Below are 17,544 nucleotides of genomic sequence, written 5' to 3' on the forward strand. Positions count from 1 at the left end.
AGCCATGATAAAAATAATCATTCATATTACGAAATTTATAATTGCTGCTGTTACTGCCTTATTATTTGCTTCTTGCAATTTTAATATGAACACAATCGAAGGAAGCGGGAATGTTACAACCGAAAAAAGAACTGTTCAAGGTGATTTTAAGAATATAAGAGTCAGTAATGCTATTGACGTAGTAATCGAACAATCTGATTCTAGAGAAATTACGGTTGAAGCCGATGATAATCTTCAAAAAGAAATTGAAACTAAAGTAGAAAACGGAACATTGGTAATTAGTTGCAAATACAATTCTTTCCGCAACATTACAATGAAAAAAGTAACCGTAAAAATGCCGGTTGTTGACAAAATAGAGGCTTCAAGTGCATCATCTGTTCAAAGTAAAAATGTTATTGAAGGGCAAGATATAATTTTAGAAGCTTCAAGCGCAGCATCGATGCAAGTAAACATTGAATCAGATAAGATCTCTGTAGATTCTGGAAGCGGAAGTTCTGTAACTATTGAAGGCAAAGCTTTAAATCTTAACACTTCGGTTTCAAGCGGCGGAAGTATTGATGCGGCTAAATTAATGGCAAACGATATTCATGCAGAGGCTTCAAGCGGCGGTACTGTTTCTATACATCCGATAGTAAGTTTAAAAGCAGAAGCTTCAAGCGGAGGAAACATCGATTATAGCGGTTCTCCAAAAACAGTTGAAAAATCAGCAAGCTCTGGAGGAAACATTAACAAAAGCTAAAAAGTAGTAACTGTTAAATATAAAAGAAATCATTCATCAAAAGTGGATGATTTTTTTATATTTGTCAAAATCAAATCTAGAATTAATGAAAAAAAGTACAGCGCTGCTCCTATTATTATTGGTTACAACATTAACTTTTGCACAAAAAAGAGAAAAAATTAAAGGTTCTAAAGTTGTAACGACTTCGATAAAAGAAGTTGGTAGTTTTGACGCCATTGAAGTCGATGATAATTTGGAAGTTTATTTGGAACGCGGAGAGAAAAATGAAATTAAAATTGAAGCCGATGATAATCTACATGATATTGTTGGAATGGATTTAAGAGAAAAAACGCTTCGACTATACACTAACAAAGAATCGTCTATTTTTAAAAAATTATCTGTTCGAGTTACTTATACTAGTTCATTGAATAAAGTTATTACTAAAAATGAAGCTATCGTTTATGCTATTCAAGAATTACAATTAGACGACATCACGATGAATTGTCTTGACTTTTCTAAATTGTTTTTGAATGTTAATGCTAAGAAATTCGCTTTAATTGCAGATGACAAATCTAAAACAGAATTAAATTTAAAAGCAGATGATGGAAGTTTACAACTAAGTAAAAATGCATCTGTTAAAACTTTGGTTTCGGCTATAAAATTCAAATGTGATTTGTACCAAAAAGCAAATGCTGCGATTGAAGGTATTGCTGAAAAAGCTACAATTAGATTAGACAATAATTCTGTATTTACAGGAACAAAATTCACACTGAAAGATGCAAATGTTACTGCAGAAAATTATGCTGTAGGAACTATTTTTGCCGAAACAACACTTTCATTGGCTATCGGAGATAAGGCAGAACTTTCTCTTTTTGGAAATCCAAAAATCGAATTGACTCGTTTTTCTGAAGAAGCGAAATTGTTCAAAAAGGTTAAATAAACTTATTGTTTCAAGTCTTTCTTGTTTCAAGTTTCAAGTTGAAATTAAGACATTAATATAAAGAAGAAAATCCCAGTCTAAATTAGGCTGGGATTTTTTTTATTGTAAAGATTTCAGCGCTCCAATAACCTGAAACAAAAGAAAACTTGAAACTTGAAACTAAAAAATTTATTCTTTAGAAGCCAAATATCTCTCAGCGTCCAAAGCTGCCATACATCCTGTTCCTGCAGCAGTAATAGCTTGACGGTATACTTGATCTGCAGCATCACCAGCTACAAAAACACCTGAAACATTTGTTCTTGATGTTCCTGGAGTATTTACGATATATCCAGTTTCGTCTAGTGTAATGTAATCTTTAAAAATGTCTGTATTTGGTTTGTGTCCAATTGCTACGAAGAAACCAGTTGCTGGAATTTCGATCGTTTCACCAGTTGTTTTGTTTAATGCTTTAATAGCGTGTACTACATTATTATCACCAAGAACTTCAACAGTATCATGATTCATTAAAATCTCAATGTTTTCTGTTTTACGTACTCTTTCTTCCATGATTTTAGAAGCTCTGAATTTTTCACTTCTAACCAGCATTGTTACTTTTTTACAAAGTTTAGATAAGTAATGGGCTTCCTCACAAGCTGAGTCACCTGCTCCAACAATTACTACTTCTTGATTTCTGTAGAAGAAACCATCACACACAGCACAAGCAGAAACTCCGCCGCCCATATTTAAATAGTGTTGTTCTGATGGTAATCCTAAATATTTAGCTGAAGCACCCGTAGAAATAATAACAGTTTCACAGTGTAATTCGATTGAATCATTAATCCAAACTTTATGAATATCGCCAGAAAAATCAACTTTTGTTGCCCAGCCGTCACGGATATCTGCGCCAAAACGTTTTGCTTGTTCTTGTAACTGAACCATCATTTCTGGTCCTGTAACTCCATCAACATACCCTGGAAAATTTTCTACTTCATTAGTTGTAGTCAACTGACCTCCAGGCTGCATTCCTTGATATAAAACCGGATTCATGTTTGCTCTGGCTGCATAAATAGCTGCAGTATAACCTGCAGGGCCAGAACCTATAATAAGGCATTTAATTTTTTCTATTGTATCTGACATAACGTGTATAGTTTTTTTGTGATGCAAATGTAAACTTTATTATAAAAAATTAAGGCTAAAATAAATCCTAAATAACTATGTTCAAATAAGTTTTATTTATTTTCATTTTTTCCTTTTGTAAACAAAAATTATTTATATCTTTGCATCCGCTTTCGGGCAGTACCACAATACATCATCGGGGTGTAGCGTAGCCCGGTTATCGCGCCTGCTTTGGGAGCAGGAGGCCGCAGGTTCGAATCCTGCCACCCCGACAAAAGTCTTTTCATTTATTTGGAAAGACTTTTTTTTTTGCATCAATTTCAAATATAAATAACACGCAACGGTTATCGCGTCCCGATTGAAAATCGGGAAGACCGCAGGTTAGAATCCTGCCACCTCGATGAAAATCTTTTCATTTATTTGGAAAGACTTTTTTTTTTGCTTCCATCTCAATTATAAATACGCTAAAAGGTTATCGCGTCCCGATTGAAAATCGGGAAGACCGCAGGTTCGAATCCTGCCACCCCGACAAAAGTCTTTTCATTTATTTGGAAAGACTTTTTTTTTGCATCAATCTCAAATATAAATAACACGCAACGGTTATTGCGTCCCGATTGAAAATCAGGAAGACCGCAGGTTCGAATCCTGCCAACCCTGACGAAAAAAAGCTCTAACTTCTGTTAGAGCTTTTTTTTATTTAAGAATATTTTTTCTTTTACTTCTCCATCACAATATAAGCAGGATAAGATTCCTCATTAGGCAAATTAAATTCTTCATCAAAAGGCTGTGTTCCTTCTCCATTATTATATAATGCTACGCGTTTTGCACCAGTTGCGGTGCTGCCGCCAATTCCATTAATAACATTTTGAATATTACCCGGACCGGCAAAACGAGTGGTACACATTTTTTCGAGTTTCACATTTGGACTATTAGGCACTTCAAAACCATTTTTCTTATTCACATTACCATCTGTTCCCGTAAAAACAGCATAAGATCCCATTCCAATACTTTGATGTTCTTTTACCGTATTAGATACTTTAAACGCTGCGTAACCAGCAACCCTTCCTCCTTGACTGCTCCAGGTTGCTTGATTCGGCGCATCATAAGGCGGTTCGTTTTGAAAGAAAAAAGTTCTGCCGCGTTCTCCCAACCATAATACCTCATATTCTTGATAGTGTTCTGTAAACAAACCATAAAGTGTAACATCATCTCCAGTAACAATAAGTCCGTTCTTGCATCGATCTCTTAACCAGCGTGCATCACCACCTTTCTGCGAACCATGATCGGCACGCCACAGCCAGAAATGATCACCCACCACATTATTACTGTTAATTTGCATAGAAGCATGTATCTGAATATTCTTTGATTGAACACCACCTACTCTGCAAGTAATATCTGTAAGCAGGATTGGATCTGCAGAATGGTCTGCATTTGCTCCTTCGTTTCCAATTCGAATTTGATAAGTTGTACTATTAAAGGAATCCATAAGAAGTCCTGCAATGATAATTCCATTTTTGTCATCAGCATAAATACATCCCCAAATATTTTTCTCAGTCGGTTCAAGTGTTACAGAAGCTATACCGGCACCTAAAAGTATAGCGTCTTTTCTGTTGACTTGGATAGGAGCATTCAGTGAGTAATGTCCTGGAGTGAAAAATATATTTTTACCAGCTTTTAGCGCATTATTAATTTCCAGATCAGTATCACCTTCTTTGGCAACATACCAATTAGTAAGTAAATCTTGAATTTCGCCTTTACCCATATCTGCTGTAGACCAAGAAATTCCTACTCTATCTTTTTGCCATGCAGGAACAAATACTTTGTACTCGCCGTCCTTATCTATAAATAGAAAAGGTTTTTCTCTAATAATAGGTGTAGCAGGAATTGGAGAATTAGCCTCATCTGCCTTTGGAGCATTAACACAGCCTTGCCAAACCATATTATACGAACCGCCCATAGCTCCCGAGCCAGAAGGAAAAATGGCATTTCTGGTATACCACTGTTGCTGTCCACCCCAATTTGGCCTGGATGATGTATAATGAGTATCGGCAATAAAACCGCCGCTGCCCCAAAAATTCGTGTCGCCAATATCTGAAATATATTTTGAAGTACTTTCAATCAGCATTCTTCGTGCACTGGTTGATTGAGAGACTGTCCAAGCAAAATCTCGCATTACTTCAACATTTTCTACAGAACGCCAAAAAGTACAAGTAGCATTTGCTCCACCCGAAAGATGAGGTTTCGTAAAGATAGACCCTAGTTTAACATCTGACGGAACTTTTCCTAAACCTCCAATGTGAGAGTAAAACCCTAATTCTATCGAGTTAGCTTCTGCCGATGACGCAGAACCCGATCCGCCAGAATCGTAAGTTTGTCCATTGACATTTGTTTTGAAATAATATGCCTGACGTTTTGTTGTCCATTCGCCATTTGATCCGCCTAGACCAATAGATCCAAAATGTGAATTAATATCTTTTCGTGCTGTTTCTGCCTTTTCGTATTTTCTATCATAGAAATACATATTATCACCAAACATTTGATTTTCTAATGAAATTATGACTGTTATCGAATTACGAGTAACCTTATAATAGTTCTCGTATTTATCAGTATTGGGTTTATTGTCTATAAATGTCAGTTTAGAAGTTGAACCCACAGTCACAAAATCAGATGCTAAACGACTTCCTCCTCTTGTAATGATATAATTTCCAGAAGAACCAAAAGCCGACCATGATAAACTTATATTATGTTTCTTTTTGTTGTAAACAATTTTACGTTCGATTTTTTTATTCCCTTCTATTTTGTAATTATCTGAATAAGATGAAAAACTGCATAACAGCAGCATAAATGTAAATAGTGTAAATAATGAGATTACTTTTTTACTCATAAGAATATTCATTTTTGTGGTTTGATAGATTGTAATAGTGATAGTTTTTATAAAGCCCAAAATAGCAATAATCCTAAAGCTTTCTGTTCATTCCTATTCTAAATTTTCTCATCAAAAACACTACAAAATCTAAAAAATTTGTCTTTTTCTGACATAAATAAACCTTCTAGAACATATCTGTTTTTCTTTAATAGCTTTTTTTTGCCGGCAATGAAAAAGAAAATGAAATGAAAAAGATTATATTATGTATTGCCTTAATTTTTTCTATAGTTGGAATCGCACAGCAAAAAAACATCATTCCAATTGATTCCTGCTTATTATCAACAAAAAGCGTATTATATAAGACAAATGCTCACGCTTCTTACTATCATGATAAATTTAATGGGCGAAAAACAGCGAGCGGTAGAAAATTCAACAATAATGATTTTACCGCAGCGCACAAAACATTTCCTTTTGGAACAAAACTAAAAATCACAAACGAAAAAAATAAAAAGTTTGTCTTAGTTGAAGTTATAGATCGGGGACCTTTTGTGAAAGGAAGAGAAATTGACCTCAGTAAAAGAGCTTTTATGGATATTGCTTCCAATAAAAAGAGCGGTGTAGTTTATGTAACAATCGAGATTTTAAAAAATTAGCCGACTCATTATTTCAAAACTATATTTAAAACCAAAATCTTAAATATAAAAAGATATAGGTTTTGTTTAGAATTAAATGATTTCAAAGCTTTAATCACAAAAAAGAGAATTAAATAAATAAGAAACATCTTTAATAACTCTTTTGAAAACTAAAATTAATTTCTGCAAACACCCACCAAACAACGGTTAAACAAACTTTCATAAATGTTAACAAAATAGATTTTCAAAAACCATAAATAATTGTATTTTTACGGTTCAAAATTCAGAAAATAAATGGGCAAAATCATTGCTATTGCTAATCAAAAAGGAGGCGTTGGAAAGACTACTACATCAGTAAATCTTGCTGCCTCATTAGGTGTTTTAGAAAAAAAAGTATTGTTGATCGATGCTGATCCTCAAGCCAATGCTACATCTGGTCTCGGAATTGACGTAGAAACAGTTGAAGCTGGAACTTATCAAATTCTGGAACACAGTATAACACCGAAAGAAGCCGTTTTAAAATGTACAGCCCCAAACGTAGATGTGATCCCTGCTCATATTGACCTTGTGGCTATCGAAATTGAATTGGTTGACAAAGAAAACCGTGAATATATGCTTAAAAAAGCATTAGAAAGCGTGAAAGATGAATATGATTATATCATTATCGACTGTGCGCCTTCTTTAGGTTTGTTAACCTTGAATGCTTTAACAGCTGCAGATTCTGTAGTTATTCCTATTCAATGTGAGTATTTTGCTCTTGAGGGATTAGGAAAATTATTGAACACTATTAAAAGTATTCAAAAAATACACAATCCTGATCTTGACATCGAAGGTTTATTGCTAACTATGTACGATTCAAGACTACGTTTATCTAATCAGGTTGTAGAAGAGGTTCAAAAACACTTTAACGATATGGTTTTTGATACCGTAATTCAGCGAAATGTAAAATTAAGTGAAGCGCCTAGTTTTGGTGAAAGCATCATTAATTATGACGCTACCAGTAAAGGTGCCGTAAACTACATTCATTTAGCTCAAGAAATTATAAAGAAAAACAGCAAATAGTTTTTATGACAAAAGCAATTAAAAAACAAGCCTTAGGAAGAGGATTATCAGCATTATTAAAAGATCCGGAAAACGACATTACATCAGTAGAAGACAAAAATGCTGACAAAGTTGTTGGAAATATTATTGAGCTTGAAATAAGTGCTATCGAAATAAATCCGTTTCAGCCTAGAAGCAATTTTAATGAAGAATCTTTACGCGAATTAGCCACTTCTATTAAAGAACTTGGTGTAATTCAACCTATTACTGTTCGTAAATTAGATTTCAATAAATATCAGTTAATCTCAGGAGAACGCCGTCTTCGTGCTTCTACCTTAATAGGATTAACTCATGTTCCAGCATATATTCGTATTGCAAACGACAACGAATCGTTGGTTATGGCTTTGGTTGAAAATATTCAGCGTCATGACTTAGATCCAATTGAGATTGCATTATCATACCAGCGTTTGATCGATGAAATTCAATTAACTCAAGAACAAATGAGTGAAAGAGTTGGAAAAAAACGTTCGACAATTGCCAACTATTTACGTCTTTTAAAATTAGATCCGATTATCCAAACTGGTATTCGTGACGGTTTTATAAGCATGGGACACGGTAGAGCAATTATCAACATTGAAGACCTTGATGTTCAAACAGATATCTACCAAAAAATTGTAAGCCAGAATTTATCTGTTCGTGAAACAGAAGCTCTGGTAAAAAATTATCACGAGGGGCAGCAGCCAAAAGCAGAAGGAAAACCTAAAACAGATTCTGCGTTTGTGGTAAGAGAAACTCAAAAAAATACTTTTAACGATTATTTTGGTTCGAAAGTTGATATTAAAGTCGCTGGCAACGGAAAAGGAAAAATCACAATTCCATTCAATTCTGAAGCAGACTTTAACAGAATTATAAAATTAATAAACGGATAGTGAATAAAATTGTCCCCATCGGTCTATTGTTCTTTCTAACAGGAACCGTTTCTCTTTTTGCCCAGGTAAAAAAAGACACGGTTTTGGTCGTAAAAGACACTACTGCATTAGAAGAAATAGATCCGCTAACACCCGCAAAAGCAGCCTTTTATTCTGCAATTTTACCAGGCTTAGGGCAGGCTTACAATAAAAAATACTGGAAAATTCCATTGGTTTACGGAGCAATCGGAACAAGTTTGTACTTTTACATAGACAACAATAAAAAATACCACGATTATCGTGACGCCTACAAACGAAGATTAGAAGGCTATAACGATGATAATTATCAATTTTTGGACGACAACCGACTAATTGCCGGGCAAAAGTTTTATCAAAGAAACAGAGACTTATCTGCCTTATTTGTTGTTGGTTTTTATGTACTAAACATAATTGATGCCAATGTCGATGCCGCTTTGATTCAGTTTAACGTAAACGAAAGACTATCAATGCGTCCAGAAATTTATCCCGACGATGTAACATTTAAACCAAACGTTGGACTAACCTTTAACTACAAGTTTTAATAGAGTAACGTCTATTTAAAAATCAATAAAAAAATAATTATAATGAAAATTGCGCTTTTAGGATACGGAAAAATGGGGAAAGTAATCGAAAGAATTGCTTTAGAAAGAGGTCATGAAATAGTTTTAAAGAAAGATGAATTTAATAGCTATGACGGACTTTCAACAGCGGATGTTGCCATAGATTTTAGTGTTCCATCAGCAGCAGTTAATAATATCTCAGCATCTTTTAATGCTAATGTTCCTGTAGTTTCTGGAACAACTGGATGGCTGGAACATTACGACGAAATGATTGCTCTTTGCAATGAGAAAAAAGGCGGTTTTATTTCGAGTTCAAACTTTAGTTTAGGTGTAAATATTTTCTTTGGATTAAATGAATATTTAGCCAAAATCATGAATCAGTTTGATTCTTATAAAGTTTCAATGGAAGAAATTCACCACATCCACAAACTTGATGCTCCGAGCGGTACTGCAATTTCTCTAGCAAAAGGCGTAATTGAAAACAGTAATTATGCTAATTGGACTTTAGAAGAAGCTCAATCAAATGAAATTCATATAGAAGCAAAAAGAATTGGAGAAGTTCCTGGCACACACACCGTAAACTACGATTCTGTTATTGATAGTATCGAAATAAAACATACTGCTCACAATCGTGAAGGTTTTGCTCTTGGCGCTGTTATTGCAGCAGAATGGCTTGCAGGCAAACAAGGAATTTTCACTATGAAAGATGTACTAAACTTACAATAAATCGAATAAAGTTTTGGATTAATTAAAAACATTCAATCCTGAATTTGAAACTTAAAAATACAATATTATGACACTTTACTCTTGGTTCGTATTTTTCTTAGCTGTTCAAATAATTCATTTTCTTGGTACATGGAAACTGTATCAGGCAGCAGGAAGAAAAAGCTGGGAAGCAGCAATTCCGGTATACAATTCTATCGTTTTAATGAAAATTATCGGACGCCCGACTTGGTGGACACTATTACTTTTTATCCCAATCATCAACTTAATTATGTTTCCTGTTGTATGGGTAGAAACTTTAAGAACATTTGGTAAAAGATCTACTTTGGATACTTTTCTAGGCCTTTTCACTCTAGGTTTTTATATTTATTATGTAAATTATACTCAAAAATTAGAGTATCGTGCAGATCGTAAATTAACTCCTGAAAACAAAACTGGAGACACAATTAGTTCTTTACTTTTTGCAATTATCGTAGCAACTTTAGTACATACCTATGTTGTACAACCTTATACAATTCCGACATCATCTTTAGAGAAATCTTTATTAATTGGTGATTTCTTATTTGTGAGTAAATTAAATTACGGGCCAAGAGTACCAATGACTACGGTAGCATTACCAATGGTTCATGACTCTATTCCTTTAACTAAAAGTAAATCGTATTTAAGCTGGCCGCAATTACCATATTTCAGACTTCCAGCTATCCAAAAAATAAAACGATGCGATATAGTTGTCTTTAACTGGCCGGTAGATACCGTTCATTATTTCTTTGAACCAAAAGGAAGACCAGGGGTTATCAAACCCATTGACAAGAAATCAAATTACGTGAAAAGATGTGTTGGTATTCCTGGAGACAGTTTATCAATAAAAGATGGTTTTGTTTTTATTAATGGAAAAAAATTGGTTTTACCAGAAAGAGCTAAACCACAATATTCTTATTCTGTAGCCTTAGATGGAAAAACTCCAATTGATTTCGAATCATTATTTAAAGAATTAGACATCACTGATCCTGCTGGTTTTACAACAGAAAAAAGAGATACGCTTTACTTAGGATCATTAACAGAAGCTGGAGCTGAGCGATTCAAAAATACTCCTGGCGTTACTGCGGTGATACGTAAAATTGACAAAACAGACGATAACAGAATTTTTCCTCATATTAATAAGTGGAGTCAAGATAACATGGGACCAATTTACATTCCTGAAGCAGGAAAAACGGTTGCGTTAAACAATGAATCACTTCCTTTTTACAAAGAAATTATCACGAATTACGAAGGAAATAAATTAGAATTACAAGGTTCTAAATTTTTAATTAACGGAAAACCAGCAACGACATATACCTTCAAACAGAATTATTACTGGATGATGGGAGACAATCGTCATAATTCTGAAGACAGCCGTTATTGGGGCTACGTTCCAGAAAATCACATCGTAGGAAAACCAGTATTCATCTGGATGAGCTGGGATACGAACGGAAAAGGCATCAATAAAATTAGATGGAATAGAGTTTTCACTACCGTTGATGGTGAAGGACAGCCACAATCTTACTTCAAATATTTCTTAATAGCTCTTGCATTATACTTCGTTGGAGATTTTGTATGGAGAAAAAGAAGAGAGAATAAAGCATAATTAAAAAAAAGTTGTTTTTGTTTCAGGTTTCAAGTTTCAAGTTCGACAACACTTGAAACTTGAAACCTGAAACATTTAAAAAAATAAAAACATTAAATCGTTAAACTGGTAAATCGTTTAATCGTTTCTCAAAAAAGTACGATTAAGCGATTTACCGATTAAACTAAAATCACAATGAATTCCTTAATACTTCCGACTTATTTTCCATCTATTAGTCATTTTGCAGTAATAGCGCAATCTGAAAAAATCACATTTGAAATGGAGGATAATTTTCAGAAACAAACTAATAGAAATAGAACTTACATCTATAGTCCAAACGGAATTCAATTATTAAATATTCCTGTTAAACATTCCAAAGAAGCACATCAAAAGACAAAAGACATTTTGATTGAAAATGAATTTGACTGGCAGAAACAGCATTTTAAATCGCTGGAAGCAGCTTATAGAAGCTCGCCCTTCTTCGAATACTTCGAGGATGACATCGTGCCTATATTCGAAAAAAAACATACTTTTTTAATGGATCTGAATTTTGAAGTTTTGGACATTGTAACAAAATGTCTTCGAATGAAATTTGAATTTGGGAAAACAACAGAATATTTTCATGAAACACCAGATTTCGCTGATTTTAGATATTTAGCGAACGGAAAAAAAGACACAAACTCTTTCGAAAAATACAGTCAGGTATTTGACGACAAACATGGTTTCATAAACAACTTAAGTGTTTTAGACTTACTTTTTAATGAAGGTAAATTTGCAATGGATTATTTGAAAACTCAGAAACTAGATATCAAATAGAAAATCCAATTTTCATCTTTGAAATTTGGGTTTTAAAAAATTGGAAATTCATCTATTTTATTCCATCGAAAGCCTCGTCATAATAGGATAATGATCTGAGTTTTCAAAATCTGAGAAGCTTTCAAATTGTTTTACTTTCATTTTACTGTCTGTAAAAATGTAGTCAATCCTAGCAGGGTAATAACGGAATTTATAGGTAGCTCCAAAACCTTTTCCTGCTTCTTCGAAGGCGTCTTTTTGCTTTCCCTTAATACTTCGATATACATAAGAAAAAGGACTGTTATTCATATCGCCGCAGATAATAAACGGAGTTTTGCACTGCTTAATATTCTCTTTAAAAATCTCTGCCTGTTCCTGCTGCTGCGTAAAACCTTTACTTATTCTGGCATAAATACGTTGTGATTTCTTCTGATTTACATTATCAATATCATCTGAAATTTCACTTACATCTGGAGAAATTTTAATAGATTGTAAGTGCATATTATAAACACGAATCACATCTTTTCCGCGCTTAATATCAGCATAAACCACATTATTATCTGATTTAGGAAAGATAATATTTCCTTCGTTTATAATAGGAAATTTTGAAAAGATAGCCTGACCTGTTTTAATCTGTTTTCCATCTATAAAAATATAACGATGCGGATACACCTTTAAATCAATATGCGCCGAGTTTGAGTACTCTTGAATACAAAGAATATCTGGATCTTTTTCATCTATAAAAGCTTTAATATTTGATGGAATATCATCTCGATCCAGCCATTTAAAAACATTAAAAAGGCGGACATTATAGCTCATCACAGAAAAGTCTTTTTCGTCTTGAACATATTCTTTTGCAGAAAATTTATAAAATTTATTAATGAAGGTAATTCCAGTCAGCAATACCAAACCAGACAAAATAAGACGCTTTTTAAATTGAATTGCCCAATAAACGAAGAATAACCCATTTGCAACAAAAAAGGCCGGCATAAACAAAGTAAGCACCGATAAAAGCGGAAAGCTCTTAGGTGCTAAAAAAGGTAAAATATAGACACTAAACGTAAGCACAGTCAGGACTATATTCAAAAAGAACATTATCTTATTAAACCAAGAAAGGTTTTTCATATTTTTTCTTCCTACAAGTTATTTTCCAGCTTTAAATAAAAACTCTTTTTCTTCTTTTGTCAGGCAGTCATAACCAGATTGGCTGATCTTGTCTAAAATCTCATCAATTTGTTGCTGCGTCTTATCTTTCGTAACAATTCTTGATGTTGATCTTTCTGTAGGTTTTTTGTAATTTTTATGAACTTTTGTAAATGGGGTCGAAGGAGATTTTCTAAAAAGATTTGCAAAGAAATCTAATGTTTTAGAAACAATGATACTTAAATCTGTACCATTTTGGAGTAATTTAATATAGATAAATCCAAAAAAAGCACCTGCAAGATGCGATATATGCCCACCCATATTCCCTAAACGAAACTGCATTAAATCTAAAACTAAAATTACAGCCGTAATATGCCATAACTTAACGTTTCCGAACAAAAACAAACGGACATTCATTAGCGGAGAATAAGTTGTTGCCGCAACTAAAATTGCCATTATGGCTGCAGATGCACCAACAATAGAACCGCTGATATTTGACAAATAAAAACTTAATGCAAAAGCAACTCCCGCAAAAAGAGCACTCAGAATATACAATCCTAAATATTGTTTTTGAGTAAAATAAGTTAAGAACAATGAACTTGCAAAGTTCAAAACCATCATATTAAACAACAAATGGAAAAACCCATCGTGAAAAAATGCATAGGTTAAAAAAGTCCAAGGTTTGAACATGAAAACCTGAGGATCTGACGATAACGCAATCCAGCTTGGAAAATCAAATTGACCAATTGAAAATTGATAGAAAAATATTAATGAGATTATAAAACATGCGATATTCCAATAAATAACGCGCATGGCTATGCCTCCCAATCTATATTGTAATTTCAAATCGTCTAGAATATTCATAAAAACTTCTTTTGGTTTAGAATTTAAACTTAAAGTTAAAAATTAATTCCAACGATTACTGTTAAACTGATTTTTTTTCCAGTACCACATCATTAAAAAACCAGTAATAGCACCACCAACGTGTGCAAAGTGCGCTATTCCAGTACCTCCACCGCCAAACAAGGAAGTCCCCTTAACGCCTAAAAACAAGTCAATCAACAAAAGCCCCGGAACAAAGTATTTTGCTTTAATTGGAATAGGGATAAACATTAGTGCTAGTTCAGCATTAGGAAACATAAATGCAAAAGCCGTTAGTAAACCGTAAATAGCGCCTGATGCTCCCACAACTGTTCCTATATAAGCACTCGTAAATCCTTCAAATTGAGCCACACTTACCAAACTCTGCCATCTAGTATCAATTTTTCCTTCACTTAAAAGTTGTAAAATCTGCGTTTTATTAAAACCATTTGCTGTCAAAGTACTCATTGTATCCTGAAAAAAATAATAGTTCACAAGAGTATGAAGTAAAGCTGAGCCTAAACCACAAGAAATATAAAAGAAGATGAATTTTTTTCCTCCCCAAAAATGCTCCAAAGCAGATCCAAAAGAAACCAATGCAAACATATTAAATGCAATATGCATAATACCACCATGCATAAACATATGTGTTATTGGCTGCCAAACTTTAAAATTAGGATTTTCAGGAAAAAACATTGCCAGATACTCATAAGAAACCGGCACTAACTGAGAACCAATAAAAAATATAATATTAATAATTAGCAGTTGTTTAACCACTGGAGTCATGTTCATCATAAGGCAAACTTTTTATCTATATCTTCAACACGCATGGTGATAAAGGTCGGTTTTTGAAAAGGTGAAATATTTGGATCTTTACAAGCAAACAAACCGTTTACTAAATTATCTTGTTCTTTTTCGGTTAAATAAGATCCAGTTTTAACCGCTAAACTTTTTGCCATTGATTTGGCAATTGTATCATTTTGACTGTAACTATTTGCTGGGATTCCGTCCTGTAAATCGCTCAATAACTGCTCGATTACAAGAGAAACTTCGCTTTCGGTAATATTTACTGGAATTCCAGAAATTACAATATGATCTGATTTTGTCTGATCGAAAACAAATCCTGTTGTTTCTAATGAAGGTTTTAATTCTTCAATTAATTCCATTTCAGAAGCTGAATAAAACAAATCAAGCGGAAAAAGCAATTGCTGACTTGATGCTTGATTTACAGTCATATTCAACAAAAATTGTTCATACAAAATACGTTGATGCGCTCGCTGTTGATCAACAATAACCATTCCTGATTTTATTGGCGAAACAATGTATTTTTTATGAATTTGATATGTTTTGTGTGTTGCCTGCTCTACCTCATCATCATTAAATAAAGAAGAAGTTACTTCTTCGTTCTCAAATGTAAAAGGCGAACTCTCTATCGTTTCAGGATTTTCTGTATCTAAACCCACATATAAACTTTCCCAGCTTGCCGTTGGCTCTACTCTTTTTGAATAACCCGAGTAGGAAGAGCCTGAATAGGAAGAACCAGAAGACGATGACGAAGAAGAACCTGAACTATAATTAGATCCAGAACTAGCTTTACTATAATGCTGATTGGTTTTATCATCTGTAAACGGATTAAAAGTTCCGTCAACCTGAATAGTAGGCACTTCTGCTTCAACATCTTTGTAATGATATGGCGTATCTAAATTAGAATCTCTGTCAAAATCTAAAACTGGAGCCACATTAAACTGTCCTAAACTATGTTTGATCGAAGCTCTTAAAATAGCATACAAAGCCTGCTCATCATCAAATTTAATTTCAGTTTTAGTGGGATGTATATTGATATCAATTGTATTTGGCGGTACTTGCAGGTACAAAAAGTAACTAGGCTGCGCACCATCTTTCAATAATCCGTCATAAGCAGACATTACTGCGTGATGCAGATAACCACTTTTTATAAAACGATCGTTTACAAAAAAGAACTGCTCTCCCCTATTTTTCTTAGCAAATTCAGGTTTACAAACAAAACCCTGCACATTTATAATTTCGGTATCTTCATTTACTGGAACCAATTTTTCGTTGGTTTTACCAGACATTATACCTACAATTCGCTGGCGATATCCCGCAGCAGGAAGATTGTACATCTCACTTCCATTGTGGTAAAAACTAAAATGAATATTTGGATGCGCTAAAGCCACACGCTGAAATTCGTCCATTACATGGCGAAACTCAACTGTATCTGATTTTAAGAAATTACGACGAGCCGGAATATTAAAAAACAGGTTTTTAACTGCAAATGAAGTTCCTTTTGGAAGAACTGCCACTTCTTGCGAGACAAATTTACTTCCTTCGATTACAATATGAGTTCCAAGTTCATCTTGATCTTGTTTGGTTTTCATTTCCATGTGCGCAATCGCAGCGATAGAAGCCAAAGCTTCTCCACGAAAACCTTTGGTGCCAAGCGAAAATAAATCTTCGGCCTGGCGTATTTTGGAAGTTGCATGGCGCGCAAAACACAAACGCGCATCTGTAACCGTCATTCCAATACCATTATCGATAACTTGTACTAGTGATTTACCAGCATCTTTTATTATCAATTTAATATCAGTTGCTTTGGCATCAACAGCATTTTCTAACAATTCTTTTACAACTGAAGCGGGTCTTTGAACCACTTCTCCAGCAGCAATTTGGTTAGCAACGTGATCAGGAAGCAATTGAATAATACTCGACATTAAGCAAAAATAATTTTAAAGTTTAGATTAGTTTCTATAAACCAAGAAGTACAAATTTAGTGAATTTTGATTGGGTTTTAGAATAAGAATAATCATAAAAAAAACAAAAACTACAACAGTCTATAAAACAGAATGATTGCGCGTTAGACACAAAAGAACTAGTTCATTTTCTTTATTTCATCCAAGGTATAAACCTTGTATTCCATTCCCATTTCTTTTGCATTTTCCTCAACTGTAGTTGTAAAACCCGCTTTCCTTCTTCGATCGTTAACTCTAGTAGGGTTTTCAATTGGCGAGACGTAATTAAAAAACTCTTTTTTTCCTGTTTCTTTATTCGTTATTTGTTTCATCTGACCTTGCGTTCCATAAATCTGTTCTTTTCCTTGTTGCGTTAAAAAACGATCTTGCATTTTAGCAAAGTAGGTAAAAGGTATCTCTTTCTTTTTCGCTTCTTTCTCAATCATTGACAAATATTCTCCAATTTTAGAACTGTGTTGAATAACATACCACGCAGCAATATTGGTTGGTTCGCCAACTAAGCTTTTTCCTGGATAACCATATAGTTTTATAAGTTCTTCAACCTTAATCAAATTAAGAGAATCTCGTTTTTTCATCTCTAGCCAAATGCCCTTTCTAAAATTCGGATCATTTTCACGACTAAGGTCTTTTACGATTTCTTTTTTTCGATCCTCAGAAGTATCAAAATTGATATATTCCCTAAGAATTTGATCTGATTTCATAATTGAATCAAGTTCTCTTTTCAAATTTTCATTGATTTTATTTTGAGCATAACTTAGACTGAAGCATAAAATAAAAACGTAAAGTAGATATTTTTTCATAGAAAATAAATTAAAAATCAACTCAAATGTAATATAATTCCGAATTCGATGC

Annotated in this window: 16 protein-coding genes and 1 tRNA gene; 10 read left to right on the top strand and 7 right to left on the bottom strand. The window is 33.7% G+C overall.

Annotated features, from left to right (window positions below):
• The first annotated feature begins 4 nt into the window (after positions 1-4).
• Both QMG60_RS00950 and QMG60_RS00955 read left to right on the top strand, forming a co-directional pair.
• On the top strand, positions 5-739 hold the full coding sequence (locus QMG60_RS00950) for a head GIN domain-containing protein (protein ID WP_134142412.1): 735 nt from the start codon (positions 5-7) through the stop codon (positions 737-739).
• An 85-nt stretch (positions 740-824) separates the two neighbouring features.
• Positions 825-1,658 (top strand): DUF2807 domain-containing protein, encoded by an 834-nt coding sequence (locus tag QMG60_RS00955; protein WP_057117693.1) that lies wholly within the window; start codon positions 825-827, stop codon positions 1,656-1,658.
• A gap of 168 nt (positions 1,659-1,826) precedes the next feature.
• Here the strand turns inward: QMG60_RS00955 and trxB are convergent, their stop codons facing one another.
• Positions 1,827-2,774, bottom strand: coding sequence for a thioredoxin-disulfide reductase (gene trxB / locus QMG60_RS00960; protein ID WP_057117692.1), 948 nt, complete (start codon positions 2,772-2,774; stop codon positions 1,827-1,829).
• Positions 2,775-2,950: 176 nt separating this feature from the next.
• On the opposite strand from trxB, the gene QMG60_RS00965 reads away from it, so the two are divergent.
• A tRNA-Pro gene (locus QMG60_RS00965) sits at positions 2,951-3,025 on the top strand.
• 443 nt (positions 3,026-3,468) lie between these two features.
• Here the strand turns inward: QMG60_RS00965 and QMG60_RS00970 are convergent.
• Positions 3,469-5,637 (bottom strand): hypothetical protein, encoded by a 2,169-nt coding sequence (locus QMG60_RS00970; protein WP_281866610.1) that lies wholly within the window; start codon positions 5,635-5,637, stop codon positions 3,469-3,471.
• A gap of 227 nt (positions 5,638-5,864) precedes the next feature.
• Here QMG60_RS00970 and QMG60_RS00975 point away from each other — a divergent pair, with 227 nt between their 5' ends.
• From QMG60_RS00975 to QMG60_RS01005, 7 genes are all read left to right on the top strand, one after another.
• Entirely contained in the window at positions 5,865-6,272 is a 408-nt protein-coding gene (locus tag QMG60_RS00975) for a septal ring lytic transglycosylase RlpA family protein (protein ID WP_281866611.1), read from the top strand.
• 273 nt (positions 6,273-6,545) lie between these two features.
• Positions 6,546-7,313, top strand: a complete 768-nt coding sequence (locus QMG60_RS00980) for an AAA family ATPase (protein WP_057114774.1) — start codon at positions 6,546-6,548, stop codon at positions 7,311-7,313.
• Between the two features lie 5 nt (positions 7,314-7,318).
• Positions 7,319-8,221: a ParB/RepB/Spo0J family partition protein gene (locus tag QMG60_RS00985; RefSeq protein ID WP_057114775.1), complete on the top strand. Its 903-nt coding sequence runs from the start codon at positions 7,319-7,321 to the stop codon at positions 8,219-8,221.
• On the top strand, positions 8,221-8,781 hold the full coding sequence (locus QMG60_RS00990) for a DUF5683 domain-containing protein (RefSeq protein WP_057114776.1): 561 nt from the start codon (positions 8,221-8,223) through the stop codon (positions 8,779-8,781). Before QMG60_RS00985 ends, QMG60_RS00990 begins: the two co-directional genes overlap by 1 nt.
• Positions 8,782-8,823: 42 nt before the next feature.
• Positions 8,824-9,525, top strand: a complete 702-nt coding sequence (gene dapB, locus QMG60_RS00995; protein ID WP_057114777.1) for a 4-hydroxy-tetrahydrodipicolinate reductase — start codon at positions 8,824-8,826, stop codon at positions 9,523-9,525.
• 67 nt (positions 9,526-9,592) lie between these two features.
• Positions 9,593-11,146, top strand: a complete 1,554-nt coding sequence (gene lepB, locus QMG60_RS01000; RefSeq protein ID WP_057114778.1) for a signal peptidase I — start codon at positions 9,593-9,595, stop codon at positions 11,144-11,146.
• 174 nt (positions 11,147-11,320) lie between these two features.
• Complete coding sequence (locus QMG60_RS01005) at positions 11,321-11,941, top strand: WbqC family protein (protein ID WP_134142404.1); 621 nt, start codon at positions 11,321-11,323, stop codon at positions 11,939-11,941.
• 57 nt (positions 11,942-11,998) lie between these two features.
• Here QMG60_RS01005 and QMG60_RS01010 read toward each other — a convergent pair whose 3' ends face one another.
• The 5 genes from QMG60_RS01010 to QMG60_RS01030 form a co-directional block, all read right to left on the bottom strand.
• Positions 11,999-13,045, bottom strand: a complete 1,047-nt coding sequence (locus QMG60_RS01010; RefSeq protein ID WP_057114780.1) for an endonuclease/exonuclease/phosphatase family protein — start codon at positions 13,043-13,045, stop codon at positions 11,999-12,001.
• An 18-nt stretch (positions 13,046-13,063) separates the two neighbouring features.
• Positions 13,064-13,927, bottom strand: coding sequence for a rhomboid family intramembrane serine protease (locus tag QMG60_RS01015; protein ID WP_281866612.1), 864 nt, complete (start codon positions 13,925-13,927; stop codon positions 13,064-13,066).
• A 42-nt stretch (positions 13,928-13,969) separates the two neighbouring features.
• On the bottom strand, positions 13,970-14,719 hold the full coding sequence (locus QMG60_RS01020; RefSeq protein ID WP_134142400.1) for a rhomboid family intramembrane serine protease: 750 nt from the start codon (positions 14,717-14,719) through the stop codon (positions 13,970-13,972).
• The gene (gene mutL / locus QMG60_RS01025) at positions 14,716-16,653 is read right to left on the bottom strand and encodes a DNA mismatch repair endonuclease MutL (protein ID WP_281866613.1); all 1,938 of its coding nucleotides are present in this window, start codon (positions 16,651-16,653) and stop codon (positions 14,716-14,718) included. Before mutL ends, QMG60_RS01020 begins: the two co-directional genes overlap by 4 nt.
• Positions 16,654-16,811: 158 nt before the next feature.
• A complete protein-coding gene (locus QMG60_RS01030; protein WP_134142396.1) occupies positions 16,812-17,492 on the bottom strand; it encodes a DUF6624 domain-containing protein in 681 nt (226 codons plus the stop codon).
• Positions 17,493-17,544 lie beyond the last annotated feature (52 nt).

The organism is Flavobacterium sp. GSB-24, from assembly GCF_027924665.1.
Classification (GTDB): Bacteria; Bacteroidota; Bacteroidia; order Flavobacteriales; family Flavobacteriaceae; genus Flavobacterium.